This window comes from Geomicrobium sp. JCM 19037 (assembly GCF_000698105.1).
Classification (GTDB): domain Bacteria; phylum Bacillota; class Bacilli; order Bacillales; family Marinococcaceae; genus Geomicrobium_A.
This window is the reverse complement of the sequence record NZ_BAWZ01000022.1, coordinates 38,286-60,498: the sequence shown is the minus strand read 5'-3', so window position 1 is coordinate 60,498 and position 22,213 is coordinate 38,286. Positions and strand designations below refer to the sequence as shown.

The 22,213-nt window shown below is 46.4% G+C and carries 29 protein-coding genes and 1 pseudogene; 7 read left to right on the top strand and 23 right to left on the bottom strand.

Annotated elements, in window-relative coordinates:
• Nucleotides 1-289: 289 nt before the first annotated feature.
• The 4 genes from JCM19037_RS23020 to JCM19037_RS13295 form a co-directional block, all read right to left on the bottom strand.
• Nucleotides 290-553 carry a CHRD domain-containing protein gene (locus tag JCM19037_RS23020; RefSeq protein WP_373900920.1) on the bottom strand — a complete coding sequence of 88 codons (264 nt, stop codon included), beginning with the start codon at nucleotides 551-553 and terminating at the stop codon, nucleotides 290-292.
• Between the two features lie 615 nt (nucleotides 554-1,168).
• Nucleotides 1,169-1,576, bottom strand: a complete 408-nt coding sequence (locus JCM19037_RS13305) for a DUF86 domain-containing protein (protein WP_042401891.1) — start codon at nucleotides 1,574-1,576, stop codon at nucleotides 1,169-1,171.
• Nucleotides 1,577-1,654: 78 nt separating this feature from the next.
• Nucleotides 1,655-1,945 carry a nucleotidyltransferase domain-containing protein gene (locus tag JCM19037_RS13300; RefSeq protein ID WP_052363882.1) on the bottom strand — a complete coding sequence of 97 codons (291 nt, stop codon included), beginning with the start codon at nucleotides 1,943-1,945 and terminating at the stop codon, nucleotides 1,655-1,657.
• Between the two features lie 100 nt (nucleotides 1,946-2,045).
• The gene (locus tag JCM19037_RS13295) at nucleotides 2,046-2,267 is read right to left on the bottom strand and encodes a hypothetical protein (protein ID WP_042401889.1); all 222 of its coding nucleotides are present in this window, start codon (nucleotides 2,265-2,267) and stop codon (nucleotides 2,046-2,048) included.
• A 108-nt stretch (nucleotides 2,268-2,375) separates the two neighbouring features.
• On the opposite strand from JCM19037_RS13295, the gene JCM19037_RS13290 reads away from it, so the two are divergent.
• Nucleotides 2,376-2,834, top strand: a complete 459-nt coding sequence (locus JCM19037_RS13290) for a hypothetical protein (RefSeq protein ID WP_042401887.1) — start codon at nucleotides 2,376-2,378, stop codon at nucleotides 2,832-2,834.
• Between the two features lie 18 nt (nucleotides 2,835-2,852).
• Here the strand turns inward: JCM19037_RS13290 and JCM19037_RS13285 are convergent, their stop codons facing one another.
• The 8 genes from JCM19037_RS13285 to JCM19037_RS13255 all read right to left on the bottom strand — a co-directional run bounded on the left by JCM19037_RS13285 (nucleotide 2,853) and on the right by JCM19037_RS13255 (nucleotide 8,889).
• The gene (locus JCM19037_RS13285) at nucleotides 2,853-3,107 is read right to left on the bottom strand and encodes a hypothetical protein (protein ID WP_042401886.1); all 255 of its coding nucleotides are present in this window, start codon (nucleotides 3,105-3,107) and stop codon (nucleotides 2,853-2,855) included.
• Entirely contained in the window at nucleotides 3,064-3,291 is a 228-nt protein-coding gene (locus tag JCM19037_RS27410; RefSeq protein WP_152549070.1) for a hypothetical protein, read from the bottom strand. Before JCM19037_RS27410 ends, JCM19037_RS13285 begins: the two co-directional genes overlap by 44 nt.
• A gap of 65 nt (nucleotides 3,292-3,356) precedes the next feature.
• On the bottom strand, nucleotides 3,357-4,499 hold the full coding sequence (locus tag JCM19037_RS13280; protein ID WP_042401885.1) for a YndJ family protein: 1,143 nt from the start codon (nucleotides 4,497-4,499) through the stop codon (nucleotides 3,357-3,359).
• Nucleotides 4,496-4,912, bottom strand: a complete 417-nt coding sequence (locus JCM19037_RS13275; protein ID WP_042401883.1) for a GNAT family N-acetyltransferase — start codon at nucleotides 4,910-4,912, stop codon at nucleotides 4,496-4,498. The genes JCM19037_RS13280 and JCM19037_RS13275 overlap by 4 nt, the downstream gene beginning before the upstream one ends.
• 10 nt (nucleotides 4,913-4,922) lie before the next feature.
• On the bottom strand, nucleotides 4,923-6,119 hold the full coding sequence (locus tag JCM19037_RS13270) for a class I SAM-dependent rRNA methyltransferase (protein ID WP_042401881.1): 1,197 nt from the start codon (nucleotides 6,117-6,119) through the stop codon (nucleotides 4,923-4,925).
• 1,233 nt (nucleotides 6,120-7,352) lie between these two features.
• Nucleotides 7,353-7,907, bottom strand: a complete 555-nt coding sequence (locus tag JCM19037_RS13265; RefSeq protein ID WP_238544725.1) for a class D sortase — start codon at nucleotides 7,905-7,907, stop codon at nucleotides 7,353-7,355.
• Nucleotides 7,908-7,930: 23 nt separating this feature from the next.
• On the bottom strand, nucleotides 7,931-8,227 hold the full coding sequence (locus JCM19037_RS13260) for an LPXTG cell wall anchor domain-containing protein (RefSeq protein ID WP_152549069.1): 297 nt from the start codon (nucleotides 8,225-8,227) through the stop codon (nucleotides 7,931-7,933).
• Nucleotides 8,228-8,229: 2 nt separating this feature from the next.
• Nucleotides 8,230-8,889: a hypothetical protein gene (locus JCM19037_RS13255; protein WP_042401873.1), complete on the bottom strand. Its 660-nt coding sequence runs from the start codon at nucleotides 8,887-8,889 to the stop codon at nucleotides 8,230-8,232.
• 198 nt (nucleotides 8,890-9,087) lie between these two features.
• Here JCM19037_RS13255 and JCM19037_RS23015 point away from each other — a divergent pair, with 198 nt between their 5' ends.
• Together JCM19037_RS23015 and JCM19037_RS23010 are read left to right on the top strand one after the other, a co-directional pair.
• Nucleotides 9,088-9,402 carry an alcohol dehydrogenase catalytic domain-containing protein gene (locus JCM19037_RS23015; protein ID WP_052363881.1) on the top strand — a complete coding sequence of 105 codons (315 nt, stop codon included), beginning with the start codon at nucleotides 9,088-9,090 and terminating at the stop codon, nucleotides 9,400-9,402.
• A gap of 92 nt (nucleotides 9,403-9,494) precedes the next feature.
• Nucleotides 9,495-10,049, top strand: a complete 555-nt coding sequence (locus JCM19037_RS23010) for a zinc-binding dehydrogenase (protein WP_052363880.1) — start codon at nucleotides 9,495-9,497, stop codon at nucleotides 10,047-10,049.
• Between the two features lie 38 nt (nucleotides 10,050-10,087).
• Here the strand turns inward: JCM19037_RS23010 and JCM19037_RS13245 are convergent, their stop codons facing one another.
• From JCM19037_RS13245 to JCM19037_RS13205, 11 genes and pseudogenes are all read right to left on the bottom strand, one after another.
• Nucleotides 10,088-10,648: a carbonic anhydrase gene (locus JCM19037_RS13245; protein WP_042401870.1), complete on the bottom strand. Its 561-nt coding sequence runs from the start codon at nucleotides 10,646-10,648 to the stop codon at nucleotides 10,088-10,090.
• A 56-nt stretch (nucleotides 10,649-10,704) separates the two neighbouring features.
• Nucleotides 10,705-12,768, bottom strand: a complete 2,064-nt coding sequence (locus JCM19037_RS13240) for an ATP-dependent helicase (protein ID WP_238544724.1) — start codon at nucleotides 12,766-12,768, stop codon at nucleotides 10,705-10,707.
• The gene (locus tag JCM19037_RS13235) at nucleotides 12,752-13,606 is read right to left on the bottom strand and encodes an aminoglycoside 6-adenylyltransferase (protein WP_042401867.1); all 855 of its coding nucleotides are present in this window, start codon (nucleotides 13,604-13,606) and stop codon (nucleotides 12,752-12,754) included. Before JCM19037_RS13235 ends, JCM19037_RS13240 begins: the two co-directional genes overlap by 17 nt.
• A 52-nt stretch (nucleotides 13,607-13,658) precedes the next feature.
• The gene (locus JCM19037_RS25850) at nucleotides 13,659-13,832 is read right to left on the bottom strand and encodes a hypothetical protein (protein ID WP_193744764.1); all 174 of its coding nucleotides are present in this window, start codon (nucleotides 13,830-13,832) and stop codon (nucleotides 13,659-13,661) included.
• A gap of 19 nt (nucleotides 13,833-13,851) precedes the next feature.
• Nucleotides 13,852-14,580 carry a cytochrome c biogenesis CcdA family protein gene (locus JCM19037_RS13230; RefSeq protein WP_042401865.1) on the bottom strand — a complete coding sequence of 243 codons (729 nt, stop codon included), beginning with the start codon at nucleotides 14,578-14,580 and terminating at the stop codon, nucleotides 13,852-13,854.
• A 367-nt stretch (nucleotides 14,581-14,947) separates the two neighbouring features.
• Nucleotides 14,948-15,619: an AIM24 family protein gene (locus JCM19037_RS13225; protein ID WP_042401862.1), complete on the bottom strand. Its 672-nt coding sequence runs from the start codon at nucleotides 15,617-15,619 to the stop codon at nucleotides 14,948-14,950.
• Nucleotides 15,620-15,708: 89 nt separating this feature from the next.
• A complete protein-coding gene (locus tag JCM19037_RS13220) occupies nucleotides 15,709-16,086 on the bottom strand; it encodes a hypothetical protein (protein WP_042401860.1) in 378 nt (125 codons plus the stop codon).
• Between the two features lie 3 nt (nucleotides 16,087-16,089).
• Nucleotides 16,090-17,258: pseudogene (locus tag JCM19037_RS13215) on the bottom strand (MFS transporter).
• An 11-nt stretch (nucleotides 17,259-17,269) separates the two neighbouring features.
• On the bottom strand, nucleotides 17,270-17,539 hold the full coding sequence (locus tag JCM19037_RS13210; RefSeq protein ID WP_042401858.1) for a hypothetical protein: 270 nt from the start codon (nucleotides 17,537-17,539) through the stop codon (nucleotides 17,270-17,272).
• Nucleotides 17,463-17,858, bottom strand: a complete 396-nt coding sequence (locus tag JCM19037_RS24420; RefSeq protein ID WP_081829314.1) for a CHY zinc finger protein — start codon at nucleotides 17,856-17,858, stop codon at nucleotides 17,463-17,465. Before JCM19037_RS24420 ends, JCM19037_RS13210 begins: the two co-directional genes overlap by 77 nt.
• Entirely contained in the window at nucleotides 17,855-18,454 is a 600-nt protein-coding gene (locus tag JCM19037_RS13205) for a hypothetical protein (RefSeq protein ID WP_042401855.1), read from the bottom strand. Before JCM19037_RS13205 ends, JCM19037_RS24420 begins: the two co-directional genes overlap by 4 nt.
• Nucleotides 18,455-18,624: 170 nt before the next feature.
• Here JCM19037_RS13205 and JCM19037_RS13200 point away from each other — a divergent pair, with 170 nt between their 5' ends.
• The 4 genes from JCM19037_RS13200 (at nucleotide 18,625) to JCM19037_RS13190 (ending at nucleotide 21,543) form a co-directional block, all read left to right on the top strand.
• A complete protein-coding gene (locus JCM19037_RS13200) occupies nucleotides 18,625-19,200 on the top strand; it encodes a TetR/AcrR family transcriptional regulator (protein WP_042401851.1) in 576 nt (191 codons plus the stop codon).
• A gap of 75 nt (nucleotides 19,201-19,275) precedes the next feature.
• A complete protein-coding gene (locus tag JCM19037_RS25840; protein WP_193744760.1) occupies nucleotides 19,276-19,440 on the top strand; it encodes a hypothetical protein in 165 nt (54 codons plus the stop codon).
• A complete protein-coding gene (locus tag JCM19037_RS13195) occupies nucleotides 19,418-19,657 on the top strand; it encodes a YhgE/Pip domain-containing protein (protein ID WP_042401849.1) in 240 nt (79 codons plus the stop codon). The genes JCM19037_RS25840 and JCM19037_RS13195 overlap by 23 nt, the downstream gene beginning before the upstream one ends.
• 23 nt (nucleotides 19,658-19,680) lie before the next feature.
• Complete coding sequence (locus JCM19037_RS13190) at nucleotides 19,681-21,543, top strand: YhgE/Pip domain-containing protein (protein ID WP_152549067.1); 1,863 nt, start codon at nucleotides 19,681-19,683, stop codon at nucleotides 21,541-21,543.
• The last annotated feature ends 670 nt before the right edge of the window (nucleotides 21,544-22,213 follow it).

Genomic DNA, 22,213 nt, shown 5'->3' with positions numbered 1-22,213 from the left:
TTATGTGTGGACGGATTCCTCCTTTCCATCTTAACAGAAACGAAAATGATGCCTTGCCGCTCCCGAAGAGAACGTCCGCAACATAAAAAAACGCAACCGCCAGGAAGCTAGTGCTTCCCGGCAGCTGCGTTTCATTCATGTGTTGTTCATGTTTAGTTAAACAAGAACCCTGTAATACTCGCCCAGATAGACGTGAACCAGTTTCCTGAGCTTGATCCGCCCATCCCCGTTTGAGGCATATCTGTCGGCATGTTCGCTTTCTCCATTGCCGCGTCTTGTGCATACTCATCTAACTGTCCGCGAATCTCACCTTCTGGGTATTCTTCTGTATGAAGTTCGCATAAACTTCACCAGCGACAAGCGCCATTGAGAACTCTTCCCACGTTAAATCTCCGACTAAGTCGTCAGCATATAACGTACCTGAAGCCACGTCACCGTTGTAATCCATCGGCTCATCGTTTTCAAAAAGGAATAATTCTACCGGTCCATCTTCACCCGCAGCGCCACTATGCAAGTGACCCGCCGTTGCTCCGTACAAATGTTCCGCGTGAATCCAGTATCTAACGAATCTCCGTCTTCACTGACCTCAAAATGCGCCTCTCCCATTGCGTCGCTTTCAACGTCCATCACTTCATTCTCAGGCTAAGTTCAACTAAAAACTCTCGGCTTCGTGATCGGCTGAAGCTGTTCCAGCAAATCCAGTGACAGCTAATACGCCAGCCAATGGAAACACCATTGCTTTTTTCATCGTAATATCGCTCCTTTTGAATTTAGTGAAATCACACTCGGCTAATCGCACACATTCACCAGCCAATATGTAACCTCTTACCTAGATAACGAACGATTCACGGCAATGGATCACTCATTTAAGAAAAAAGTTGTAAATTTTTGGGATACGTACGTAAGTGGAGGGGAGGGGGGAGAGGGCGAGGAGGGTTGGGGGTACTCGGGTGTAGAGGAGAGGCGGGATTGGGTCGGGTTGTCGAAAGCGTGCACTTTCGTGTCGAATACGTGCACAATTTTGTCGAATGCTTGCACATCGTTGTCAAAAACGTGCACTTCGCTGTCGAAAGTGTGCACAACCTAACTTCGAGCCTATGTAACAGACGTTTAAGCCCCACTCCGAATCCAAAGAAACGTCGACACTACAAGTGCCGACGCCTATGTTTCACAAGACTTTTACAATTTGTTTTGTATATTGAATGAAGTCCTCCAAGTAGTGTTCTATGATGCCTTGCATAATATCCAGGTTTAACTTTTGGTAGTCATGAATTGCTACATCCCTAAATCCAATCATTGATTTCATGTCTTTCGCAGTCTGTGCGTTAATATATTCATGCTTTTCTAATAGATCAAATGCTTCCCGGCTCGTTTGCGGCAAACCAAGTTTGTGTATTGATACGATGTGCATGGCTAAATCAATTGACGCTTCACACGCACGCTGTATATTTAGAATAATAGAATCTTGCTTCGTAAAATCAAATAAGCTTTTGGGGTTATCTTCATATACTTCTTTAACTCTCTTCATGCACCGCTCAATCGTTGTTACTTTATTCAGCACCTCATCACTGCTCATATATGGACCCACTTTCACGTATTCTTTTTATAATTTCATAACGTTCTTCGTTGAGCTTCACATACATACTTAGTGCAGTCATTTGTTGTTGCTCAAAGCAGAAGTATACACTTCAGCTCTAAAAACCGTTGATGCAGATTGAAGATCGATGATGTCAACGTCACGATCAATAATTTGGGCGAATTCCTGTGCGATCATGAATACATCATAGGAAGAGAGCGTGCTGTCCACTTTAGGATAGTAAGCAATATCTAGATCACTCTCATTACGGTCCGTTCCCTTTGCCGTTGAGCCAAAAACGAGAATAAACCGAGCATCTAGCCTTTCAACCAAGTGCTCCCGGATCGTCTGGATTAAATGCATATCCATGAGCCGCAGCCCCTTTCTTTCTTCAATTATACCAAAATTACTTTACCATTAATCGATACGACTAAAAAAGCCCACCAGTAAGTGGGCTTTTTACGTAACCTTAACTAATTAACAAATAGTAGGTCGTGAACAACAGTCCAACCGCAAATAGGATGATGGATAACCAACAAAGTGCGCGTCCGAGTCTTACAGCTGGGTCATCCGTCTTAAAATAAATTAATCCTACAATACCGAGTATGATCCCTAACGGCAAAAACATGATGCTGGCAACACCAATCAAAACACTCATCACCCGGTCTTTGGAAATTGTTTTTATGGTCATCAACTCTCCACCTTTTTATTATGAGTCTCATGCTGGTTAATATTTCCTATATTCATTCATATGATTTAACGAATGGAGGTATACAACTTGTCGGTAGGAGGGAGTCCATTGCATCACTTAAAAAGAAAACCGATTTTGTATATTGTGATATCTTTTGTCGCTCTCATCACCATCATGCTCGTTGCCTCTTTGATCGTTTCTTCGCAAACAGAAGCATCTTTAAACCTTGACGGGGATTATGCAGAGCATGAAGACCATAGTGCTATACTGGGAATTGAGCCACTTCAAAGTGATCAGTCGGGTGTTGATTCGTTCAGAGTGTACAGAAATGTCGGCACGTACTCGCTAGAATTCTTGATTGATGTGTCCACTGTAGAAGAGCAAATTATTGATGCTTATGAATTGAATTACAGAATTTTAGGGGGCACATTCGAAGACCCTGAAGTTGTTACTCGTGATCAACGAGCATCTTTTCAATCAACCATTCAGGTGTTAGGAGGGCTCGGTAGCCACGACACTTCTTTGCATGTGGACATTCAAGATGATGAAATAATTGTTACGTACTAACCGATAAAAAACGAGTCATTACGCTTCTTCAGCAGAAGCGTCGATGGCTCGTTTTTCGTGTAATTGGTAGTGAATTGTTAGAAAGCGTATGCCGAATAGTGTGAGTTGTTGTTTGGCTTGCAGTCTGTTTTCTTCAAGTGCTTGAACGTGAAATGTTTCATATAATGGTGTGCGTACGGTGAGTGGCCCGAACGTTAGATAGATGCCTTCTTCGCCTTCAACGGGTCGGCTAGATAGGATGAATCCGTCTGTGTTGTCGTTCGCTGGCCGCAATATACCGGTCATTGTCCCGAAGTAAGGGCAAAGCGATGTTCATAAATGAATGGTTTGCCCGGTGTTGCATGCTGTATATGGCAGTGAATATGGCCTCTTCGGTTGCCGCATTTCGACGGAGCCATGCACTTGCGTAGGGTCGACCGTCTTCTGTTGGATCAATCGGAAGTACGCGACCAGTCATTTCCACTCCACCAGAAGGAACGTTCAATTGCCCCATGCGCCGAGTGATGGCGTGAACCATTGGTTTTAATGGGCGAATCCAGCTGCCCACTGAACATCGGCTTGCATGTTGTACGATTGCGGGTCGGCATAGAATTTCTGAATGTTCGGGTGCATCGTTTCTGAATCCCCAACGAAACGATGCCAGTCGTGAACGAGCTTCGCGCGATGTGTTCCAGGAGGCCAATCGCCGCTTTGAATCGGTTTGTCGCCGACATATCCACGGGTTCGTAGTCGACTGACTTCGATCGTATGCACATCTGGACGAGCGTGTGCTTGCCAAATAACGAGCACCGTTAAGAGGGAAAACACGGTCGCATTCATTGCCCCGTGCCAAGTCACCATCCACGGGATGTCCACAATCATTGTACCGGTGTATAACCCGTAACTGTACAACACACTAAAACTAGACGTACATAAAAATACGAGCGCAGCGCTTGCCATTACGACGCGCACCCACCCGGTCAAATCAGTTCGACGTGTTGCATCAATGAACCACCAGACCGAGAATCCTGCGAGTGCAAGCCAATAAAAGACGACAAGATAAAATTCCAGTGGTGGACCTTGATCAATACCAATCGCTATTAGCACCGGACCGATGGCGAGCATACTTGCAAGAGGCGGCCAAACGATCGGGACGGATCGCTTTTGTCGCAAGTGTCTGACGTACAGTCCCGCAATGATCAACAATAAAAAGGATGCATAGTGAAAATGGACAGCTGTGAGCCAAACAATGACGTCAGAGTACGGCAACCATGACGACGCTCCAGATACGGATAACACGAGCCAACCGCCACCAACCGGCAAGTAAACGAGTGCAAGATTGATGAGCATTTCTTCACTCCGAAACAATCCGTAGCGAAGTTGTCGTAAAACTCCAAGTACGCCAATCACGAGTGTGAACACGAGCCAAATTCCAGCAAGAATTGTGCTCTCGAGCACAACAGCGAGACCTCCAGCGACGGCAAATAGCAATGACCAGCGCCCCGCCTGAATGAGCCAGCGATCCGCCGATATGCCGGTGGACAGAGGGACGATGTAGTGGAGAAGAACAGGTACCCATACAAATATTGCGAGCAATAACGCCAGCTCAATGAGAGAAACGGAGAACAGTACAGAGAACCCAAATACGAGAATTAGACCGATAATCGCTCTTATGCCTACACTCATAACTGTTTTCTAAGCATAATCATCACTTCTCCCTCTTGATTTAGGTGGGTGCCATAAATCATAAAGCCTGACTGGATGTTGAGGATGAGCATACCCTGCCATTTGTTCATCGTTTTCGTTTCTACTGTCGTATACTTGTGTTGTTTTACGTATTCGTGTTGGGCTTTCATAAGTTGCTTCCCAATGCCTTGCCCACGGCTTCGTTTATCTACACCGCCAAGCCAGCTATAAAATGTACGGTCATTTTGTGGATAACCGATTTTGTACCCGACAACCCGATCACCGATCGTCGCTACGGTCGTGATTGTTGCGGGCTTTTTTGACAAACGATCTTGTAAACAGTCTCCGAATATTTGTTCGTGCAGTTCTAGCACCCCGACTTCTGGTTCGTTGGCTGTATGGTAAATGTTCACGTGTTTCCCCCTATTTCTTTTGTATGAATAGGACTTTCAAGTAGTTGCCTGCAGGGTATGCGCCGCTCGTCTTAAAATCTTCAGGCACACCGCGCGTTTCCAGTAGTTCATAGGCTTGGTTGCTGTTTTTAAACGCTTCCTGCACAAATCCTTTGAATTTCTTCAACGACACGTTGCTTGCGTTCGTGGATGCAACAATGACCCCGTTTGGGGACGTAATTGCAATCACTTCTTCCAGCATGGCTCGGTAATCTTTGGCCGCACGGAACGTTTTCTTTTTTGAGCGCGCAAAGCTCGGCGGATCAATAACGACGACGTCAAAGTTGAGTGATTTCTTCTTTGCGTATGACATGTAACGAAAAACATCCATCACGACAATGTTCTGATCATCGGTCGGAATGCCATTAACGAGAAACTGCTCTTCTGTTTTCTCGAGGCTTCGATTCGCGAGGTCAACACTCGTCGTTTTCGTTGCCCCGCCTAGAGCAGCGGCGACAGAAAATGCGCCGGTGTATGAGAACAAGTTCAATACGTGTTTGTCGTAAGCATAATGATCGCGAATTCGCTTTCGGACTTCACGCTGGTCGAGAAAGATTCCTGTCATCGGGCCATCGTTTAGGTTCACGGCAAAGTGCATACCGCTCTCCTTCACGAGCATCGGAAATTCTGCCGGCGTACCCGCAACAAAATCATCTTCCCCGGTATATTTGCCGTCTGTCGCAAAACGCTTTTTCTCATAAATGCCGTTCACATCATCGAGTGTGAGTAAAGATTCAATCACCCAATCTTTGAATGTATACATGCCTTCACTAAAAAACGTCACGACGTAGTGATGGTTATACCGATCAATCGTGAGTCCACCAATTCCGTCCCCTTCCCCGTTAAACACGCGAAAAGCGGTCGTCTCTTCATCTTCATACGAACGTTTTCGAAGACGGACAGCTTCTTCAATTTTACTTTGAAAAAATGATGCGGTGATGTCTTCTCCCTCGTCCAATGAGAGTACCCAGCCGATCCCAACATTTTGCTTCCCGTAATACGCACGGGCTACAAACTTCCCCCGGTCGTCGGTGATGTGGATCACATCCCCTTCAGTTAACGCATGGTTCGTTGCTTCAAAGTCTTCCTTATGTAGTAGCGGATTTCCGCTTTTTAATCGTTGAATAACCGTTTCATCCACGGTTAGCTTTTGTTCTTTTCGATTCATGTGCTCACCTCACCGCACATTATAGCACGGTTGAAAAGAGACTGCTCGGTGTTGTCGAAAGGAATAGCGAATGCACTTCGTGATGAAACCCTCATTAGGGATGATACAGTGGTTGCTGTAAAAAACGCCTCAAATTCTTCGATGCTTATTATTGCGGTTATCACTGTATTGATCATCGCGCACATCAAAGCTCCCATCATAGAAAACGTCTAAATAGGGTGAACTGCTGTTGAGTCTTCAGCACGAGGGGCAGCGCGGTGCTGGGGGCCATGTTGCGAGGTAGTTTGCCTAGTTTAACGATTGATGCAGGATGCTCCAACTCCTCTGCACATATAATGCTAAGAAACAAGCAACGAGTCGGCCCCAGCGGGGCCGAAACGAAGCCGGTATCCGTTCGGCGCGACTCGCGCCGACGTGTTGCTGGAACCATGAGCAGGGCAGAGGGGTAAAATCTTCCCAAAAAAATCCTATGGAATGATTATTCTTCTTTTTCGCGCTTTGTTGGTGCAAACCCTACCATAGAAACGAAGAATCTTACCATAAACAAAACAGTGGTAAGATTTCAGCTGAATCGACTCTCAAATTGGAGGGAAATCCAACTATAGCAAGGAGCCACTTAAACGAATCCTTAAGTAAATCCACGCGAGCACTAAAAAAACGCTTCGCTCTTTGCGCTCGTCATTAACGCGAACCACAGAGACCGGTCTATGTGGGGATTTCATTAATACGGAGCGTTGCGATCGCGCATTTTTCTATCATAGAAAGCGTGAGGCCAGGAGGGCTGTGCGGTACAAAACGGATTGCCCACGGAATTTTGTGCCGGAGAGAGGGGCTGTGCGGTACAAAACGGACAGCCCACGGAATTTTGTGCCGGAGAGAAGGGCTGTGCGGAATAAAAAGGACAGCCCACGAAATTTTGTGCCGGATGGCGCAAAATAATAACGTCTCTCTTCCTAAATTAATCGTTAACGCGACGTATTGGGTCCAACCTATGTGGGGATTTCACTAATACGGAGCGTTGCGATCGGTAAGAATTCCATCATATCACCGTCTATGTGGGGATCTAGACTTTCTATGTGAGGATTTCAACAAAAAATGGTTCTCTATTAAAGAAAATCCCATCATAGACTGCGTCTATGTGGGATTTTCGATTGATTATAAACGAAACACGGTTATACGTTTTCAGTTAGCTAACAAGCAACCAAATAGGGGCAATGCGCCACCTGCCTTGCCTTAATTCGGCTCTTTCACTGGCTTCGCATAAATTACATAGCGCTCCGGTGCTGCACCAAGTAGTTGAAACGGATAACATGTGGACAGCACGAGCACTTCTTCCCCCATATTGCGGATGACCGTCGTATCGTCTTTGTCGACGATTTCATGGTCGACCATCTCATATTGAAACGTGCCGTACGAGAGCTCCACGATGAATTCATCACCATTTTGGAGTTCACCGAAATTGCGAAAGGCTGTATCTCGATGGCCAGATAACAAGATCTGCTCTCCTTGCCCAGGCCATACCGTTGATGTCATATGACCGACGCCTTGTGCAAGCATCTCTTCTTCGGTGCCTTCTACAATTGGAAGGGTAACGTCAAGAGTGGGTATACGAAGTACACCAACAGATTCGCCTAACTGTGGGCTGAATTCCACGGCTAGTTCTTCATCGAGTTGTCCCTTACTTTTTTCTAAATTCTGTACTGCCGCCCCTAGTGCTTGGTCTGTATTCACCTTCGTTGAGGCCCAGTCATAAGCTGAAACCCCGACGAGCAAGAGACCCGCAATCAAAAGCGTCGTCCCGAAAAGTTTCCTCACGAAGCGCTTACGCGACGGAATCTAAGCATAGCGCCAAGGAGCAATGCTAACAATCCCGCAAAGCCAAAGTTGTATATATTCGTCGATGTATCCGGAAGTCTTTCCCCACCAGACTCTACAGTGGAGTCTACTGATTTTACGATTTCAGGCGTGTAGGCAACTGGTTGTGATTGAACAGGCTTGGATTCTTTTACAGGTGACGCACCTCCGTCAACCGGCGCGCCTCCTTCATCCCAACAGTCTTCGTCCCAATCCCAATCAATGTCATCTAAATCATAATACCACCATAACATCTCTAAAAGTAGTCCAGCCAATCTTCACTTAAATGCAAGAACCAAAGGGTTAACTCTTCTTCACTTAATGATTCCCAGTAGGCAATCCAACGTTCTGCTTCTGCCTCTGTCCAACTGTCTGGCGCTGGGCCTGTTGGAATCCATAAGTCATAATCAACCTCGATCAGTTCCCAGTCCCTATGAAAAGGTGGGGTTGGCTCACTTGGTGCTGGAGCACCTGAGTCAACATTCTCTTCTTGATTTTCTTCAACAGGCGTCACTGGTTCAGGCTCTTCAACAACAGGTTCGCTTACTTCAACCTCTTCTTCAACACCTTCTAAAACCTGATCTTCTTCCTCAAGAACATCCTCTTCAACGACCGGTTCCTGATCTGTTTCTGGCTCTACGAATTCGGGTTCATCAACAACGAACTCAAATTCCTCCTCCACGACTTCTTGCTCAATAACCGGAGATTCCTCTAGAGTTTCTTCAACGTCAACAATGACCGTTTCTTCTTCCGCTGAATCTGCATCCAGGGTATCGGACTCTGCATTCGCGTAACCGTCTGTAAGCATGAACGGTACGATTGCACAAGCCGCAAGTGCGGATACTGTGTTCCATCGACGTCGTTTTCTTTCCCCTCTCTTATGTAATCCCCTACCGTGAAGACTGACTTTCCTCATCTTCTTTTTCCTTCTTCCCATTGTGTAATAAGAACGGCTTCATATGAAGCTGATCTTATTATAATGAATTTCCAGAAAAAGTCACTACTTTTCAGAAAAATATTTAAATATTTTTCTTCCTACGAAAAATTCTGGATGTTCGCCTATACGTGTAAGTATCCAAAAAGGTGGGTAGACCCTAATTAGGAGGTTTTACACATGAAAGGAATTGGCATTCATCAATACGGAGACGAACGCGAACTTACAGTCGTCGATATGCCCGAACGGGATGTTGGCGCAAATGAAGTTCGCATATCAATACGCGCAAGCGGAGTGAACCCGATCGATTGGAAACTTCGTGAAGGATATTTAAAAGATGCACTCTCATTCACCCCGCCGCTCACGCTCGGTTGGGACGGTGCAGGAGTAGTCGTTGAGACAGGTGAGTCAGTGAACAAATGGCAAACAGGTGATGAGTCTATTTTCGACCAGAGCTTACCGAATACGGAACGTACGCTGAAGAAATTATTGTAGAAGAAGCATTACTTCAGCAAAAGCCTACTGAACTGTCGTTTGCTGAAGCCGCTTCACTTCCGCTCGTTGGCCTCACATCCATCGAAGCCCTCATGAATATTGCCCGTGTTCAAAAAGGTGATTCTGTGCTCATTCTCGGCGGTAGTGGCGGTGTCGGAACGGTAGCCATTCAAATTGCCAAAGCAATTGGAGCTACTGTGACGGCGACATCCAGTGACAAGAACCGTGCGTTCACAACTGCCCGTGGTGCTGATCACGTGATCGCTTATGATCAGGATGAAGTCATTGATGGTGAGTTCGACGTGTTGTTTGACGCTGTTGGCGGTGAGCCTTACAAAAAAGCGATCAGCCACGTAAAAAATGGCGGTGTCGCTGTGAGCATTGCAGGTGGTGTCAGCCAAGACGAAGAAACCATTAAAATTGAGCAACAAAAGCTCATTCAAGTGTACGAAATGTTCATGCAACCCGATCAAGAAAAAATGAAGCAATTAAACGATTTCGTTACCGCACACCAAGTAAGCCCGGTGCTTTCCCATACGTATCCGATGACCGTCGAAGGAGCTAGAGACGCTCATCAGGATAGCGCAACGAACCGGACGAAAGGGAAAATCGTGCTCGTTCGAGACGAGAATACACCCGTGCAATAACGCATGAAAAATCCGCCTATATGCTAGGCGGATTTTTATTACGCTTCCGTTTTTTCGCCGTTTACGACGAGTTCGAGTTTGCCTGTGCCCGGGTCAATAACGAGACCATGCACGGGGATTCGCTCTTCGAGCAGCGGGTGATTTTTAATCATGCTTACGCTGTTTCGCACACTGTCTTCGACACTATCAAACCCAGTGAGCCACGTTTTTAGCTCAATGCCTGCGTTCTCCAATGTGTCGACCGTTGATTTCTCGGCGTTTGCTTTCTCTAGCAATTCTTCTGCATTGAGGCTTGCCATCCCACAATCATGGTGCCCAACGACGTATACTTCTTCTGCGCCAAGACTATGAATGGCGACAAGTATGCTTCGCATAATCGAACCGAACGGATGGGACACGACTGCTCCAGCATTTTTGACGATCGCCGCGTCTCCGTGTGCGACGTTCATAGCTTGCGGCAACATTTCAACGAGGCGCGTGTCCATACACGTTAATATGACAATCTTCTTATCTGGATATTTCGTCGTATTATAGGAAAGGTACTCCTCTCCATCGACGAATTCACGGTTAAATTCCATTACTTTTTCGAGGTGTGACATGGACGTTTCCGCCTCCTTATATTTTTTATAAGCGTACAATGAATTTGAGCGTTTGGCTATGCTTTTTGCAAGATCGCACGCTCAATGCAAAACTGTTTGAGGAACTCTTTCTCGCCATGTTCGTGGAAGTCAATGCGGACGCTTTCCTTGTTGTAATCAATGATGGTGCCTCTGCCGAATTTATTATGGATTACTTCGGTATTCACTTCGAAATCCCCATGATTCAACGCCCCTGCGGGAACGTCTATAATCGACTTCAACTGTGAAAAGAACGATGAGGGTGTGCCTGATGAGAGTAGCTCCAAATGCTCCCGGGCTCTCGTAATTCCAACATAAAATAATCGAACCGCTTCTTCCATCAAGGCAGGGTCATTGGCATCTTCTTTCGTTGGCAGCACATCTTTATTTACGTCCACAACATACACGCAGTCGAATTCCAACCCTTTCGACCGGTGCAATGTCGAGAGAGTGAGCACGTCATCGTGCTTTTTGAACTTGGATTCTTTCATGATCTGCTCAAGTCGTTGCAGTCGATTGGCAAAGGCTTTTAATGTCGGCAATCCTTTTGCAATTTGCTTGAGCGCGTCCAATACTTCCGTCGCCCGCTCAAGGTTAAATCCTAGCGCTTCTGACGTTTTTGCCATCGTCTTTCGATAGCCAAGTTCTTGTTCAATGATCTTAATCGCCGCTTCAGGTGACAGCTTGTTTACTTGATCAAAATAGCTTTTCGCTTCTTTGAGCCGCTTCACTTGATACGGTTCTGGTCTGTCTTGAAGCAAGCGATCAAACGCACACGCTCCCGAGCCTTCCGCTTTTAACTTCTGCATCTGCACCTTTTTAATATAGCCGTTAAATTTCATATAAATCTTCTCTAGCACATCGACACGGCCGGTATGGTAGGAGAAGCGCATGAAATTCAGAACATCTTGCGTCACCCAATGCCGAAGAAACTTCGTATCCACTTCCTTCATATAGAAAGGAATGTGGTTGCGTTCCAACATATCGACAATCGCAACAGCCGATAAGTTGTTCCGGTAGAGGATGGCGAGCTCTTTATGATTGTCATTGACTGTCACAGCCCGCTCAAGGTGCGAAATCTGAACTTGTCTTTCTTTAAAATGATGAAAAGAAATCGGTGTGGCTTCTAGATTCTCTGTGTACATGTTCTTTTCATAACGGTTTTCGTTTCTTTTAATAAACGTGTTCGCTGCTTTAACAATTTGCGAAGAGGAGCGATAATTTCGGTTCATCGTAAGAACCGTTGCGTCTGGGTACGTGTGCTTGAACTCGAGCAAACGACTCACATCAGACCCTCGCCACATAAACACAGACTGATCGTCATCTGCAACGACACACAAGTTGTTATGAGGCTTGGCGATGATTTCGACAATCGCATGTTGAATAAGAGAATTGTCTTGGCTTTCATCGGTGAGTACGTAAGCATACTGCTTCTGATAGCGCGTCCGAATGTCACGGTCTACGTGCAAGACTTCATACGCATACACGAGCATGTCATCAAAATCGAGCAGCAACGTTTCCGCTTCATTTTTTTTGAAAGATTCATAGGCAAGGTACACGTCTTTGGCCGCGTCCACGCTACACTTGACTGCCGATAGCTCTGCTTTTGGGGTCATGCGATTCTTCAAATACGTAATGTATGTCGCAAGCGACTCCATTTCATCTTCGGTAAGCTTTTTCCCCGTCACCTTCGTATACAGCTGAGCGAGTAGCCGTCTTTTTTCATACATTCCTTCGGTTTTACCTTCGATCACCTGAAACGATTGGCGTTGTTTCTGAAAGTATTCACGAACGATCCGAAATGCGAAGCTATGAATCGTTGAAAAATGAACCCGGTCGCGCGTCATGTTGGAGAAAAACTGGTCAAAGCGTTCCGACATGTCTTCAGCACCAGCACGACTAAACGTAACCGCCATGATGGACGATGGAGCGACTTGCTTCTCCAGCAGCAAATAACCGATCTTCATGTTCAACGTCGTCGTCTTTCCAGAACCTGGGGTGGCGAGTAAGAGAAGCGGACCATCCGTCTCATACACCGCTTGCTTTTGGACGTCGTTTAATTCAACCCCCGTTGCTTGTCGCATTCTAGCGAAGAAATCCACGGTTACCCCTCCTTACATACGCCTCGACACGTTCACCTTCATCGGTCTGACGCGGATAATAATTTTGTTTCGCTACCCGGTCCGATAGTGCGCTAAATAAAGCGAAACTTCGCTCCAGCGCGCGCCACACATCCGCTTTTTCACCCGTAGCATACGTTTCGACGAGTCCTGTCCATTCTTCTTCATCGGCATACTGTTGGATGTACTTTCCACTTTTTCCGACATTCACTCGATACGCATAATCATGGCCGATGCGCCACCCGAGCATTTGCATCAACACGTCCCGTAGCTTATGCAAGTGATCGTGGGCATAGAGAATCTCATCACGCCAAAGCCCCTTCGCAACATACGTACTTAACCAATAAAACTCATTGCAACAGTCACCGTAAGAGCGCGCGGTTGGGGGTGTGACCCAGTACATTCTCTCTGATGGAGCAGGAAGCGTACCGATACGCTCATCTTTATCGAGCAGCATGACGGTTAGCGTATCCTCATGCACATACGCTTCCAATTCCGAGGTGGGGGCGATCATCAAGTCAATTCTCGTCCCATCTGTAAATAGCATGAGAAACGAATATCGTCCTTCAAGCTCTGGGGGGTATAACTCCATATCTTCAGGCGTCTGCATAATGAGGCGCTCACCAAATACGTGAAGCCAATCGTGCTTCTTCGTATACGCGTTCATCTCCGTGACAAAGTAGACGATATCATAGTCTTGAAATCGATCGGTTGGCGCGTTCGGGTTCGTCCTCGAACCGTTCATCCCGACCGCTCGAATGCCTGAATCCTCTTCAGCCACCTGTATAATCATGTTCATCATCTGTTCAACTGATCGCATCCGTGTACCACGCCCGTTCTGTTCAATGCCTCTAGTATAACATCGAACACTTTTAGGACGGAGGAGGATTCTCTTGGGATTTTTCCATAGTCTTGTGCATGTCGTGTAGCTTCAGTAGAATGAGTCCGAGCATAATAAACGTTACAAACTCAGCCGTGAAAAGTGCCACGATCGCAAGCGCAATCATGACGATAATCTCGATCGCACGGTTGTTTGAAAACATCATAAAACCTCCAATTTACAATTTATAACCAGCCTGGTGAAATGCGTGCGAGGAAGTTGGAGAGATGTTGGAATTGTCCGGTAAACAATAACACCCCTAGCACGACAAGTAGGCCGCCGCTCACTTTTTGAATGCCAGGTAACCAGCGATTCATGCTGCTTAACCGATTAATCGATTGCGAGAAGACGAGGGACACAACAAAAAACGGAATGCCTAGCCCCATTGAATAGAGCAACAGCATGCCCATGCCTGCCGCCATCTCACCCGCTAACTGACTAGAAGCAATACTTAGCACCGAAGCGAGCACAATGCCGACACACGGCGTCCACCCCGACGCAAATACAAGCCCAAATCCAAATGAACCTAAAAAACTAGATGAACGTTTCGGTTTACCGAACCGCTTTTCCGTGAACAACGCACGAATTGAAATGACGCCTGTCATTTGCAACCCGAAAATAATAATTAAAATGCCGCCGATCTGCTCCAACACCCCTGAATACATCGAGAAACCTTGGCCAATAAACGTCGTAGATGCCCCGAGCAACAAAAAAATGACGGTAAAACCCATAATAAATCCAGAACTTCGAACCATTATCGTACGTCGATCCGTATGTACAGCACCATCGGCAATCGTCCCGCCCGTCAATTGCGCAATGTACGCGGGCACAAGTGGAAAAATACACGGCGAGAAAAACGAAACCACACCCGCCACAAACGCCAGCCCCGCCAACCCGAATGTAATCTCATCCATCCACGCACACCCCGTTTCATTATTCTTAATTTAAAGACTACACGTCCACAACTCAATGTTCAATGCATGAACTATGACGAAAGGATGACGTTTCAGCAGGGGGAGGAGGAGAACTATGCTCGCATCGTACCGGGGAATCGCAACTGCTTTCGATGGGCGAAACGCCAACATGATGTCGGCACTGATAGTTTCTAATTGCTTTGATTTTGCGGGAAAAGTTTGAACCGAGTCTCCATTTTAAGTGACAATCCCCCCCTTCATACAGGGTGCTTTAAGGTGGAAACTGTCACATTTATTATTTCTAGTGACCGAACACCTCTCCATATACAAAAAAGACGCTGTCTATTTCGACAACGCCTCTTCTCAGTTATTCTTCCGCTGATTGAACGATCACGAACCCGTCCCCTTTAAATGACATCTGGAACGATTCGCCACTTCCTCGGCCAATGAACGTTCTGAAGTTAATATCGGTACGAATGTCTGGCTCTAAGTGACCGGACCAGGCGACGGTTGTGCTCGGGTCGGTCATGACTGGTTTGTCTTCGTTCACGCGAATGGTGAGTGGTTCGTAATGTGATGTAATCGCAACGAGCCCGCTACCTTGTAAAACGACATAAAAGAGACCATTCGACATCATGCCCGCAACCCGGCGCATCATTTTAATGTCCCACTCTACTGACGGCTCAAACGCAAGCAAATCATTGCTATTAACGGCGATCGTGTCATCATTTAGTTCCAAGATGGTGACTCGTTTTCCTTTGTCTGCAAGGTACAACTGCCCCTTGCCTGTCGCTTTCATAAGCGTGCCGCCTTCGCTCGTAAATGCTTTTTTAAACATTCGACTTGTGCCGTGTTCCATCATGCGTTCACGCTCAAACTTAATGGAACCGTTGTACGACACCATTGATCCAAGCTTGGCCCACACCATTTCTTCCAAGTTCACTTCCAAGATTCTCGGCGTTTCCAGTTGAAAATAGTCATTGCTTTCATTCTCTTGCTCTGTTTGTTCAATGAATTCTTTAATCGAATATTTGCTCAACTCAACCACTCCTCAATTACTTTGTATATACCACACTGAGGGTAGTTTTACACCTGATTTTGGTTTCCCTTATCACTTCCATCTTCCCCCTACTCCCGATTCTGAAAGAACCCGGCCATAATGAGCAGGCCGCTCGCAACGAGAAGAAATGCCGATGTGCCTTCTAGGTGAAAATAAGTGCTGTTTGGCAAAAATCCGACATACGGCATGAGGTAAATGACAATAAAGACGAGCGCCCCTAACCAGGCGATGTAAGAAAATGGACGGATCTTGAACTTTCGAACGTCGATGAAGATCAGACTTAAGAAGACGCCTATGAACAGTTGTAAAATTGAAGCTGTTGTAATGAGTCCGACCACATCAAAGCTTATTTCTGATTGCTCTCTTACGGAAGCTAATATTTCGGTGTAAACAGCGAAGAAAATGATGATGAGCACGAGTACTCCTACACTATACACATGTCGCATAATTTAACTCCTCCTCATTTGATAATGTAAAACGAAAAACAAGATGGACACGATCGCCATAAGTGTGGCTAATGTGAACCAAGCGACTTGGAAACTGCCGGTCACATCGGTGATGAGTCCGAATAGTGGTGGACCAAGGATCACTCCCCAAGCTCCGAAGCTCGTCGTAAACCCGCTCGCTAAGCCGCTTTGTTCTTTCGGCACAACTTCGGTTGCAGCATTGAGCCAGATGCCGTTATAGCCTGCGATTGAAAAGCCGAACAGGATAACTGTAGTAACGAGCAGTGTAACTGGAGGTTCTGCAGGCAACACTCCCATAACGAGGGCACAGCCAGCTGAAATGATCGCGATGACACAAAGGATAATGAAGCGATTGCCATGAAAGAGTTTGTCGCTAACAATTCCCCAGATGATGCGACCCGAGGAGCCACTAATTTCTGATATGACGAGCAACATGCCGGCAAGAACGAGTGGAATGAGCAAAATCTGATTCGTATACAAGATGAGATAAGTGTTCAATGACATTTGCCCCGCACTCAATGTGCCTGCGCCAACTGTGATGAGTAGCAAATGACGATTTTTCCCAACAGCGGCCATCTGTTTCCACATACCTGCGCTCGTTTTGAGTTTCTCTTTAGGTGGATCTCGATAAAATAAATAAGCAATCGTGCCTCCGATGATTAAAACTGCGGCAGAAATGAACAGCACCGGTCGCCACCCGAACTGATCAGAAAGCGGGACGAGCAGGAATGCAGCGAGTGCAGAACCGGCGGTCACGCCCATTTGCTTAATGCCCATGCTGTGCCGCGATTGGTCGTTTCAAACCAGTCGAGGATCCCTCGGGTCGAAACGGGGTGATACGCTCCGTAACCAATTCCACCAATTGCCATAAAGGCGAGAAGTAATATGAAATGAAACGTGACCGATACGAGCATGAAGCTAATGCCAAGTGTAAGACTAAGAACAAGGATCAGCCTCTTTGTCCCTACACGGTCAACGAGTATTCCGAAAGGAATCGAAGCAACAAATTGACCGAAGAACAGCGCCGCTGGGAGCATGCCAATCTGGGCATTCGTTAAGTGAAGGGAATCGCCAATGAATACACCGAGGGGTGAGACACTTCTCCCGATAAATGCAATTAAGATTTGACCGATAAATAACCAGACGAGCATTCGCCACGGGTTCATAAAAGTAGGTCCTGATCCCATTCGTTTTTCTCCTCGTCCAACCAAACAAAGGTTATTGTCTCTTCGCGTTGTTCTTTTCCGAAGGCATTCTCGGAAATGTGCTTTGCGTCGATACGCCTTACGACCGCTAGGTAACCGGTTGCCCGTTGAGCATCTTCACCCCCTCGCCCGAACGGCTCGGCTGGCTCATCAAATCCGCTTATCACGTACGGCTTTACCATTTTTGGACGACCTGCAGCATGGTTGTCTCTTCGAATGACTTTCACGTATGGTCCTCCTCAAAATAATAGTATGGTGATATTTACAGTTTTCATTCCATAACGACGAACACCGTGGGCAATGGGTATGGTTCATATACGTTTGAATCGTATGCTCGGATTTACATGCCCCACAATAAATGGCACGTTCATCGCGTTCGTTTGTTGCCCACGTGCGACGCCGGTGCGACTCACTCTCTTCGTGACAATGTATACACGGATAATACCGACCACAACATGCAAATTTTATTGCAATAATATCTGTTGGCCCGTCGTAATGAACACATCTCGTCTCTTCATCTATTACTTGCCCGTGAATGTGAATCATTGCTCATTAATGTCCGTTTGCTTTAATGACACATACACAATAAACACATAATCATTTTGTTGGATAAGGCTTTGAATGTGTTCTTCCTCATACCATCCACCTACGACTTGGCTAGAATCAAACCTAGCGAACAGTGGACTTTTCTCTCCCGTCTGTTTAATCTCTGGGGCGTATACGGTCGACAGCCCTTGCTCCGTGTCAAACGGTTGTTCCATCGATGAATTAATTGAAGACATACCATAGCGACCATCTTCTAACCATCGGATCATCAATTCAACCTCTTGCTCATCCCCTACTGTTGTCGTGTTGTAACCAATCATGAGGTCTTCAAGTTCGAATGGGTTCTCCCTAATTCCTGTTGAGACAGTGCTTTCATCCACTTGCTCCCCTTCTACGTACACTTCATAGGATACTTCCATTTCCGTAATATCCTCATGAAGATCTTCCCCAGCAAAAAACGCATAGCCGTCAAGAATAAGCGGCATAAATTGCTTCTCATCGTCTGTTTGCTCACGCACTTCCACAGTATCTCCAGATACCGAATCTCCACATGCGACGAGCAACATGAGCAATACGGGCAAACCAATTCGCTTCATCAGGTCGTTCCTCCTGTATGTATCGTTCTATTGTTCTAATAATTCCGATATATTCATCATACAATGCTTTACGATTGAAAGAAACCTTTGCACGTCTTCAGCTGTCATGATACACTTAATTGACCATTTTATTATTTTGGTCATTTTTAGACGGAAAGAAGTGGCGGTCTGTGATTGCAAATAAACGTCAATCCATTAAAGAGGCGGCGAAACACGCATTTTCTCTATTTGGATACAAAGGGTCTACGGTCGCACATGTTGCGAAAGTCGCGCACGTCGGCAAAGGTACGATTTACACGGAATTCAAAAACAAAGAAGAGCTGTTTGAAGCGGTCATGGACGACTTACTTGCTGACTTGAAAGACCTGTTTGACAGTGTATTACAGCACGATGGTCCGACTCTTCATACGTTACACAAAGCGCTCTATGGCGTGATGCAATATCGCAAAGAACATAAATTGTTGGCGCAACTGACAGAAGAAGTAAACATTTACGGAACACACGAAGCGGTTCAAGCCATTGCTCGTGTCGAACAATTCATTTTATCGACGCTAGAACAAGCGGTTGAACGCGGCGCAGAAAAAGGGCGGCTTCGCATTGCTGACGCGAAGATTACGGCGTTTACAATTTATAAATTGTATATGGCGTTTATCGTCGATTGGGAGCAAAAAGAAACACCCCTTACAGAACAAGAATTGTATAACGTATTTCGAAACCATATTTTTGACGGCATCGCAATCCTATAAGCGTAGCGATGTTTCTTTTTTACAATAAAATGACCATATTAACAATACGGTCATTTGGTTTTAGGAGGAAGGAAATTGCGAGGATATATAGATGAATGGCGAGCCATTCTTTCGGATAAAAAGATGAGTATTGGAATTCTTGGCATCATGGTCATTCCCGTATTATACGGGGCGCTGTTATTGTGGGCGTTTTGGGACATACGGGGAGATCGAGAATTTGCCTGTTGCGATCGTGAATGAGGATGCGGGGGCACAGATTGATGAGGAACATGTAAATGCAGGAGAAGAATTTGTCGATACGCTACTGGAGAATGAAGATTTCCAATGGGAAGTGACCGATGCCCAGCATGCGGAACGTGGACTTCAGGATTTTGACTATTATTTTTACGTTCACATCCCTACTGATTTCTCTAAAAATGTGACGAGCATTCGTGATGAAACGCCTGAACAAGGGTGATCCACTACAACATTAACGAGGACATGAGTTTTGTCGGTGGGCAACTCGGTTCGGGAGCGGTCGATGAGATGGAGCAAGAGCTCCAGCGTACACTGACGGAAACGTATGTAGATGTTGCTGATGACGCGTACAGTACGCTAACAGAAGCGGTTGCTGACTTGCGAGACGGCGCAGAAGAGATAGCTGACGGTACGACGCGGGCTTTTGAAAATATGGAAACGCTCGTAAGTGGGCTGGATGACTTGGAGTCAGGATCAGAAGATTTGGAAACAGGGCTACACGAAGCGTCAGCCGGCGTTTCACAGCTTCACCAAGAGGTAAACAGGCTGATTGAGCGGTATGAGTCGAGCGAGGAAGTGGACCAGATTGGCAATCGACTGGATGAGTTGGAACGAGAGACCGCACAAGCGATCGGTTATTTGGAAAGCGAGTCGTTCAACGATGTGGTACGCGCGATTGCTGATCTTGAAACGACGTGGCAAGAAACGAGAAGCACACTTAGTGACGCTCAACAGACGTGGAATGAATGGGAAGAACAGCTGGAAAGTAGTCAAAGTTCCATTGAAACTGCGGCAGAGGTGCTTCAACAAGTCGAGGATGTGAACGAGAGTGTACAGCTTGTTGGTGATACGGTCGATGAGCAGCTTCAATCGATCCAGGATCGACTTGACGCGTGCGAAGAGCAGGCGGTATGTGAGGAATTGGAAGGTGTTCACGCTTCCTTGCAATCGTTATCCAATGAATTGGAGGAACGCACGGATCGTGTCGATACACTTACAACAGATGTTGAGCAAATGTATGCCGATGCCTCATCGACGCTCTCTGAAGGCAGAGCTGAAATTGAACAATGGATTGCTGACGTGAATGCGAGTTTCGATGCTTTGGCGTCTTCATTGCCAGACGGGTTAGGCACAGGCGGTTTTGATGAATTTGAAACGGTAGAAGATTTAACGACCACTCTTTACAATTTGCAATCCGCTCTCCAACAAACCGATGACCTTGTCCGTACGATTGAAGACACATTTTCTAAAGCAGCGTACGCAATTTCAGACCTAAATGACGGTATGGAGCAGCTTGATGACGGGGCGTCCGAACTCCACGCAGGTGTGCAGAGTGCGTACACCGGTAGTGACGAGATTCGCGAAGGCATTCTTGATTTAGATGACGGTGCACGTGAATTATATGAAAATCTCATCACGCTTAGTGACACACTGCTCGACAACCAGCTGAATGAAGAGCAGCAAGCCTTGTTTCACTCACCTGTACAGTCAGCATCTGAAGAGCCTTTAAATGAATACACGTACGGGGAAGGGCTAGCCCCGTATTTCTTATCGCTTGCGTTATACGTTGGCGGTTTGACACTATCAATTATTTATCCTTTTCGCACCGCACTAGCGGACCACCAAACGAGTTGGCGTTGGTTTTCAGGAAAGCTCGGTGTTGTTTGGACCGTAGCTACCGTTCAATCGGCCGCGTTGCTTGCCGCCGTATTCTTAATGCTCGATCTAACGATCTCAAATCCGGTGTGGTTCAGCCTATTTCTCTGGTTTTCTAGCCTCAGTTTTATGGCCATCATCTTCCTGCTCGTTGCCGCACTCGACAACCCCGGGCGATTTATCGGCATCATTCTTTTAATTATTCAACTCGGTGGTAGCGGTGGTTCATTCCCTGTTGAATTGGTTCCTGCTCCGTTCCAATGGGTGCACCATCTTCTTCCGATGACGTACTCGGTCTTTGGCATGAGAGCAACCGTTCATATGGACCGACCGGAACTTCTTGTAGACACTTGGCCACTTCTCCTTATGCTTGTCATTTCTGTAGGCCTTGCGTTTCTTTACTTCTTCTTGGCTCACAAGAAGAAACAAAAACAAGAAGATGATGAGTAAAGGTAGAATCCCTGATCGGTTCGGCGCGGCTCGCGCGACGTGTTGTGGGTACTTCTGGCCGGGGTTATACAGGTGACCCAGTAATCTGTTCCCAAGTTTATAAGAATCGACCGCTTTTCCCGCGATTCCCCCCAACTTGAGAACAGTTCGGCCGCAACTCGAGAACAGTTTCCACTTTACCAGGCTTACCACTTGTTCTTGAGGAAATTCTTTCGTTCAACTTGTATAGGACATTTTTCACGATTTTCAGCGGTGGCCAAAGGTCGACCACCGTGTTTTCTATGCACTCCAGAGGATAAGGGAGACACATGTCGCTTTTCTGTTTACTAGCTAGGGTGTAGAAAAAGAAGCCCAAATGCCCCATAAGTTCTTATTTGTGACACTTGGGAAAGAAAAATCATCATTTTTAACGTGGATGCGCACATAAACGGAGTCAACGGTCACAAATCGCGATATATGTGACCGTTGAGGGCCGAAAGTGCCCGGTTTGAGGGCTGGATTGTCACATACGTGACAGGTCATCACATGCTTGCGCCAGGTGGTGACCGTAGGAGGGGTGATTAGACACTCGGAGGTGCACGCTTCCGACACGGGTGTGCACCTATTCGACACCCACGTGCACGCTTCCGACACGTGGGTGCACCTATTCAACACCCATGCACGTCACACC

Bases quoted from the DNA above. Each gene is read 5' to 3' on its own strand.
- JCM19037_RS13305 (WP_042401891.1), bottom strand. From the start codon at position 1,576: ATGAGCAGTGATGAGGTGCTGAATAAAGTAACAACGATTGAGCGGTGC.
- JCM19037_RS13300 (WP_052363882.1), bottom strand. From the start codon at position 1,945: ATGGATATGCATTTAATCCAGACGATCCGGGAGCACTTGGTTGAAAGG.
- JCM19037_RS13295 (WP_042401889.1), bottom strand. From the start codon at position 2,267: ATGACCATAAAAACAATTTCCAAAGACCGGGTGATGAGTGTTTTGATT.
- JCM19037_RS27410 (WP_152549070.1), bottom strand. From the start codon at position 3,291: ATGACTGGTCGCGTACTTCCGATTGATCCAACAGAAGACGGTCGACCC.
- JCM19037_RS13280 (WP_042401885.1), bottom strand. From the start codon at position 4,499: ATGAGTGTAGGCATAAGAGCGATTATCGGTCTAATTCTCGTATTTGGG.
- JCM19037_RS13270 (WP_042401881.1), bottom strand. From the start codon at position 6,119: ATGAATCGAAAAGAACAAAAGCTAACCGTGGATGAAACGGTTATTCAA.
- JCM19037_RS13260 (WP_152549069.1), bottom strand. From the start codon at position 8,227: ATGTTATGGTGGTATTATGATTTAGATGACATTGATTGGGATTGGGAC.
- JCM19037_RS13255 (WP_042401873.1), bottom strand. From the start codon at position 8,889: ATGAGGAAAGTCAGTCTTCACGGTAGGGGATTACATAAGAGAGGGGAA.
- JCM19037_RS23015 (WP_052363881.1), top strand. From the start codon at position 9,088: ATGAAAGGAATTGGCATTCATCAATACGGAGACGAACGCGAACTTACA.
- JCM19037_RS23010 (WP_052363880.1), top strand. From the start codon at position 9,495: ATGAATATTGCCCGTGTTCAAAAAGGTGATTCTGTGCTCATTCTCGGC.
- JCM19037_RS13245 (WP_042401870.1), bottom strand. From the start codon at position 10,648: ATGTCACACCTCGAAAAAGTAATGGAATTTAACCGTGAATTCGTCGAT.
- JCM19037_RS13235 (WP_042401867.1), bottom strand. From the start codon at position 13,606: ATGCGATCAGTTGAACAGATGATGAACATGATTATACAGGTGGCTGAA.
- JCM19037_RS25850 (WP_193744764.1), bottom strand. From the start codon at position 13,832: ATGATGTTTTCAAACAACCGTGCGATCGAGATTATCGTCATGATTGCG.
- JCM19037_RS13230 (WP_042401865.1), bottom strand. From the start codon at position 14,580: ATGGATGAGATTACATTCGGGTTGGCGGGGCTGGCGTTTGTGGCGGGT.
- JCM19037_RS13220 (WP_042401860.1), bottom strand. From the start codon at position 16,086: ATGCGACATGTGTATAGTGTAGGAGTACTCGTGCTCATCATCATTTTC.
- JCM19037_RS24420 (WP_081829314.1), bottom strand. From the start codon at position 17,858: ATGATTCACATTCACGGGCAAGTAATAGATGAAGAGACGAGATGTGTT.
- JCM19037_RS13205 (WP_042401855.1), bottom strand. From the start codon at position 18,454: ATGAAGCGAATTGGTTTGCCCGTATTGCTCATGTTGCTCGTCGCATGT.
- JCM19037_RS13190 (WP_152549067.1), top strand. From the start codon at position 19,681: ATGAGTTTTGTCGGTGGGCAACTCGGTTCGGGAGCGGTCGATGAGATG.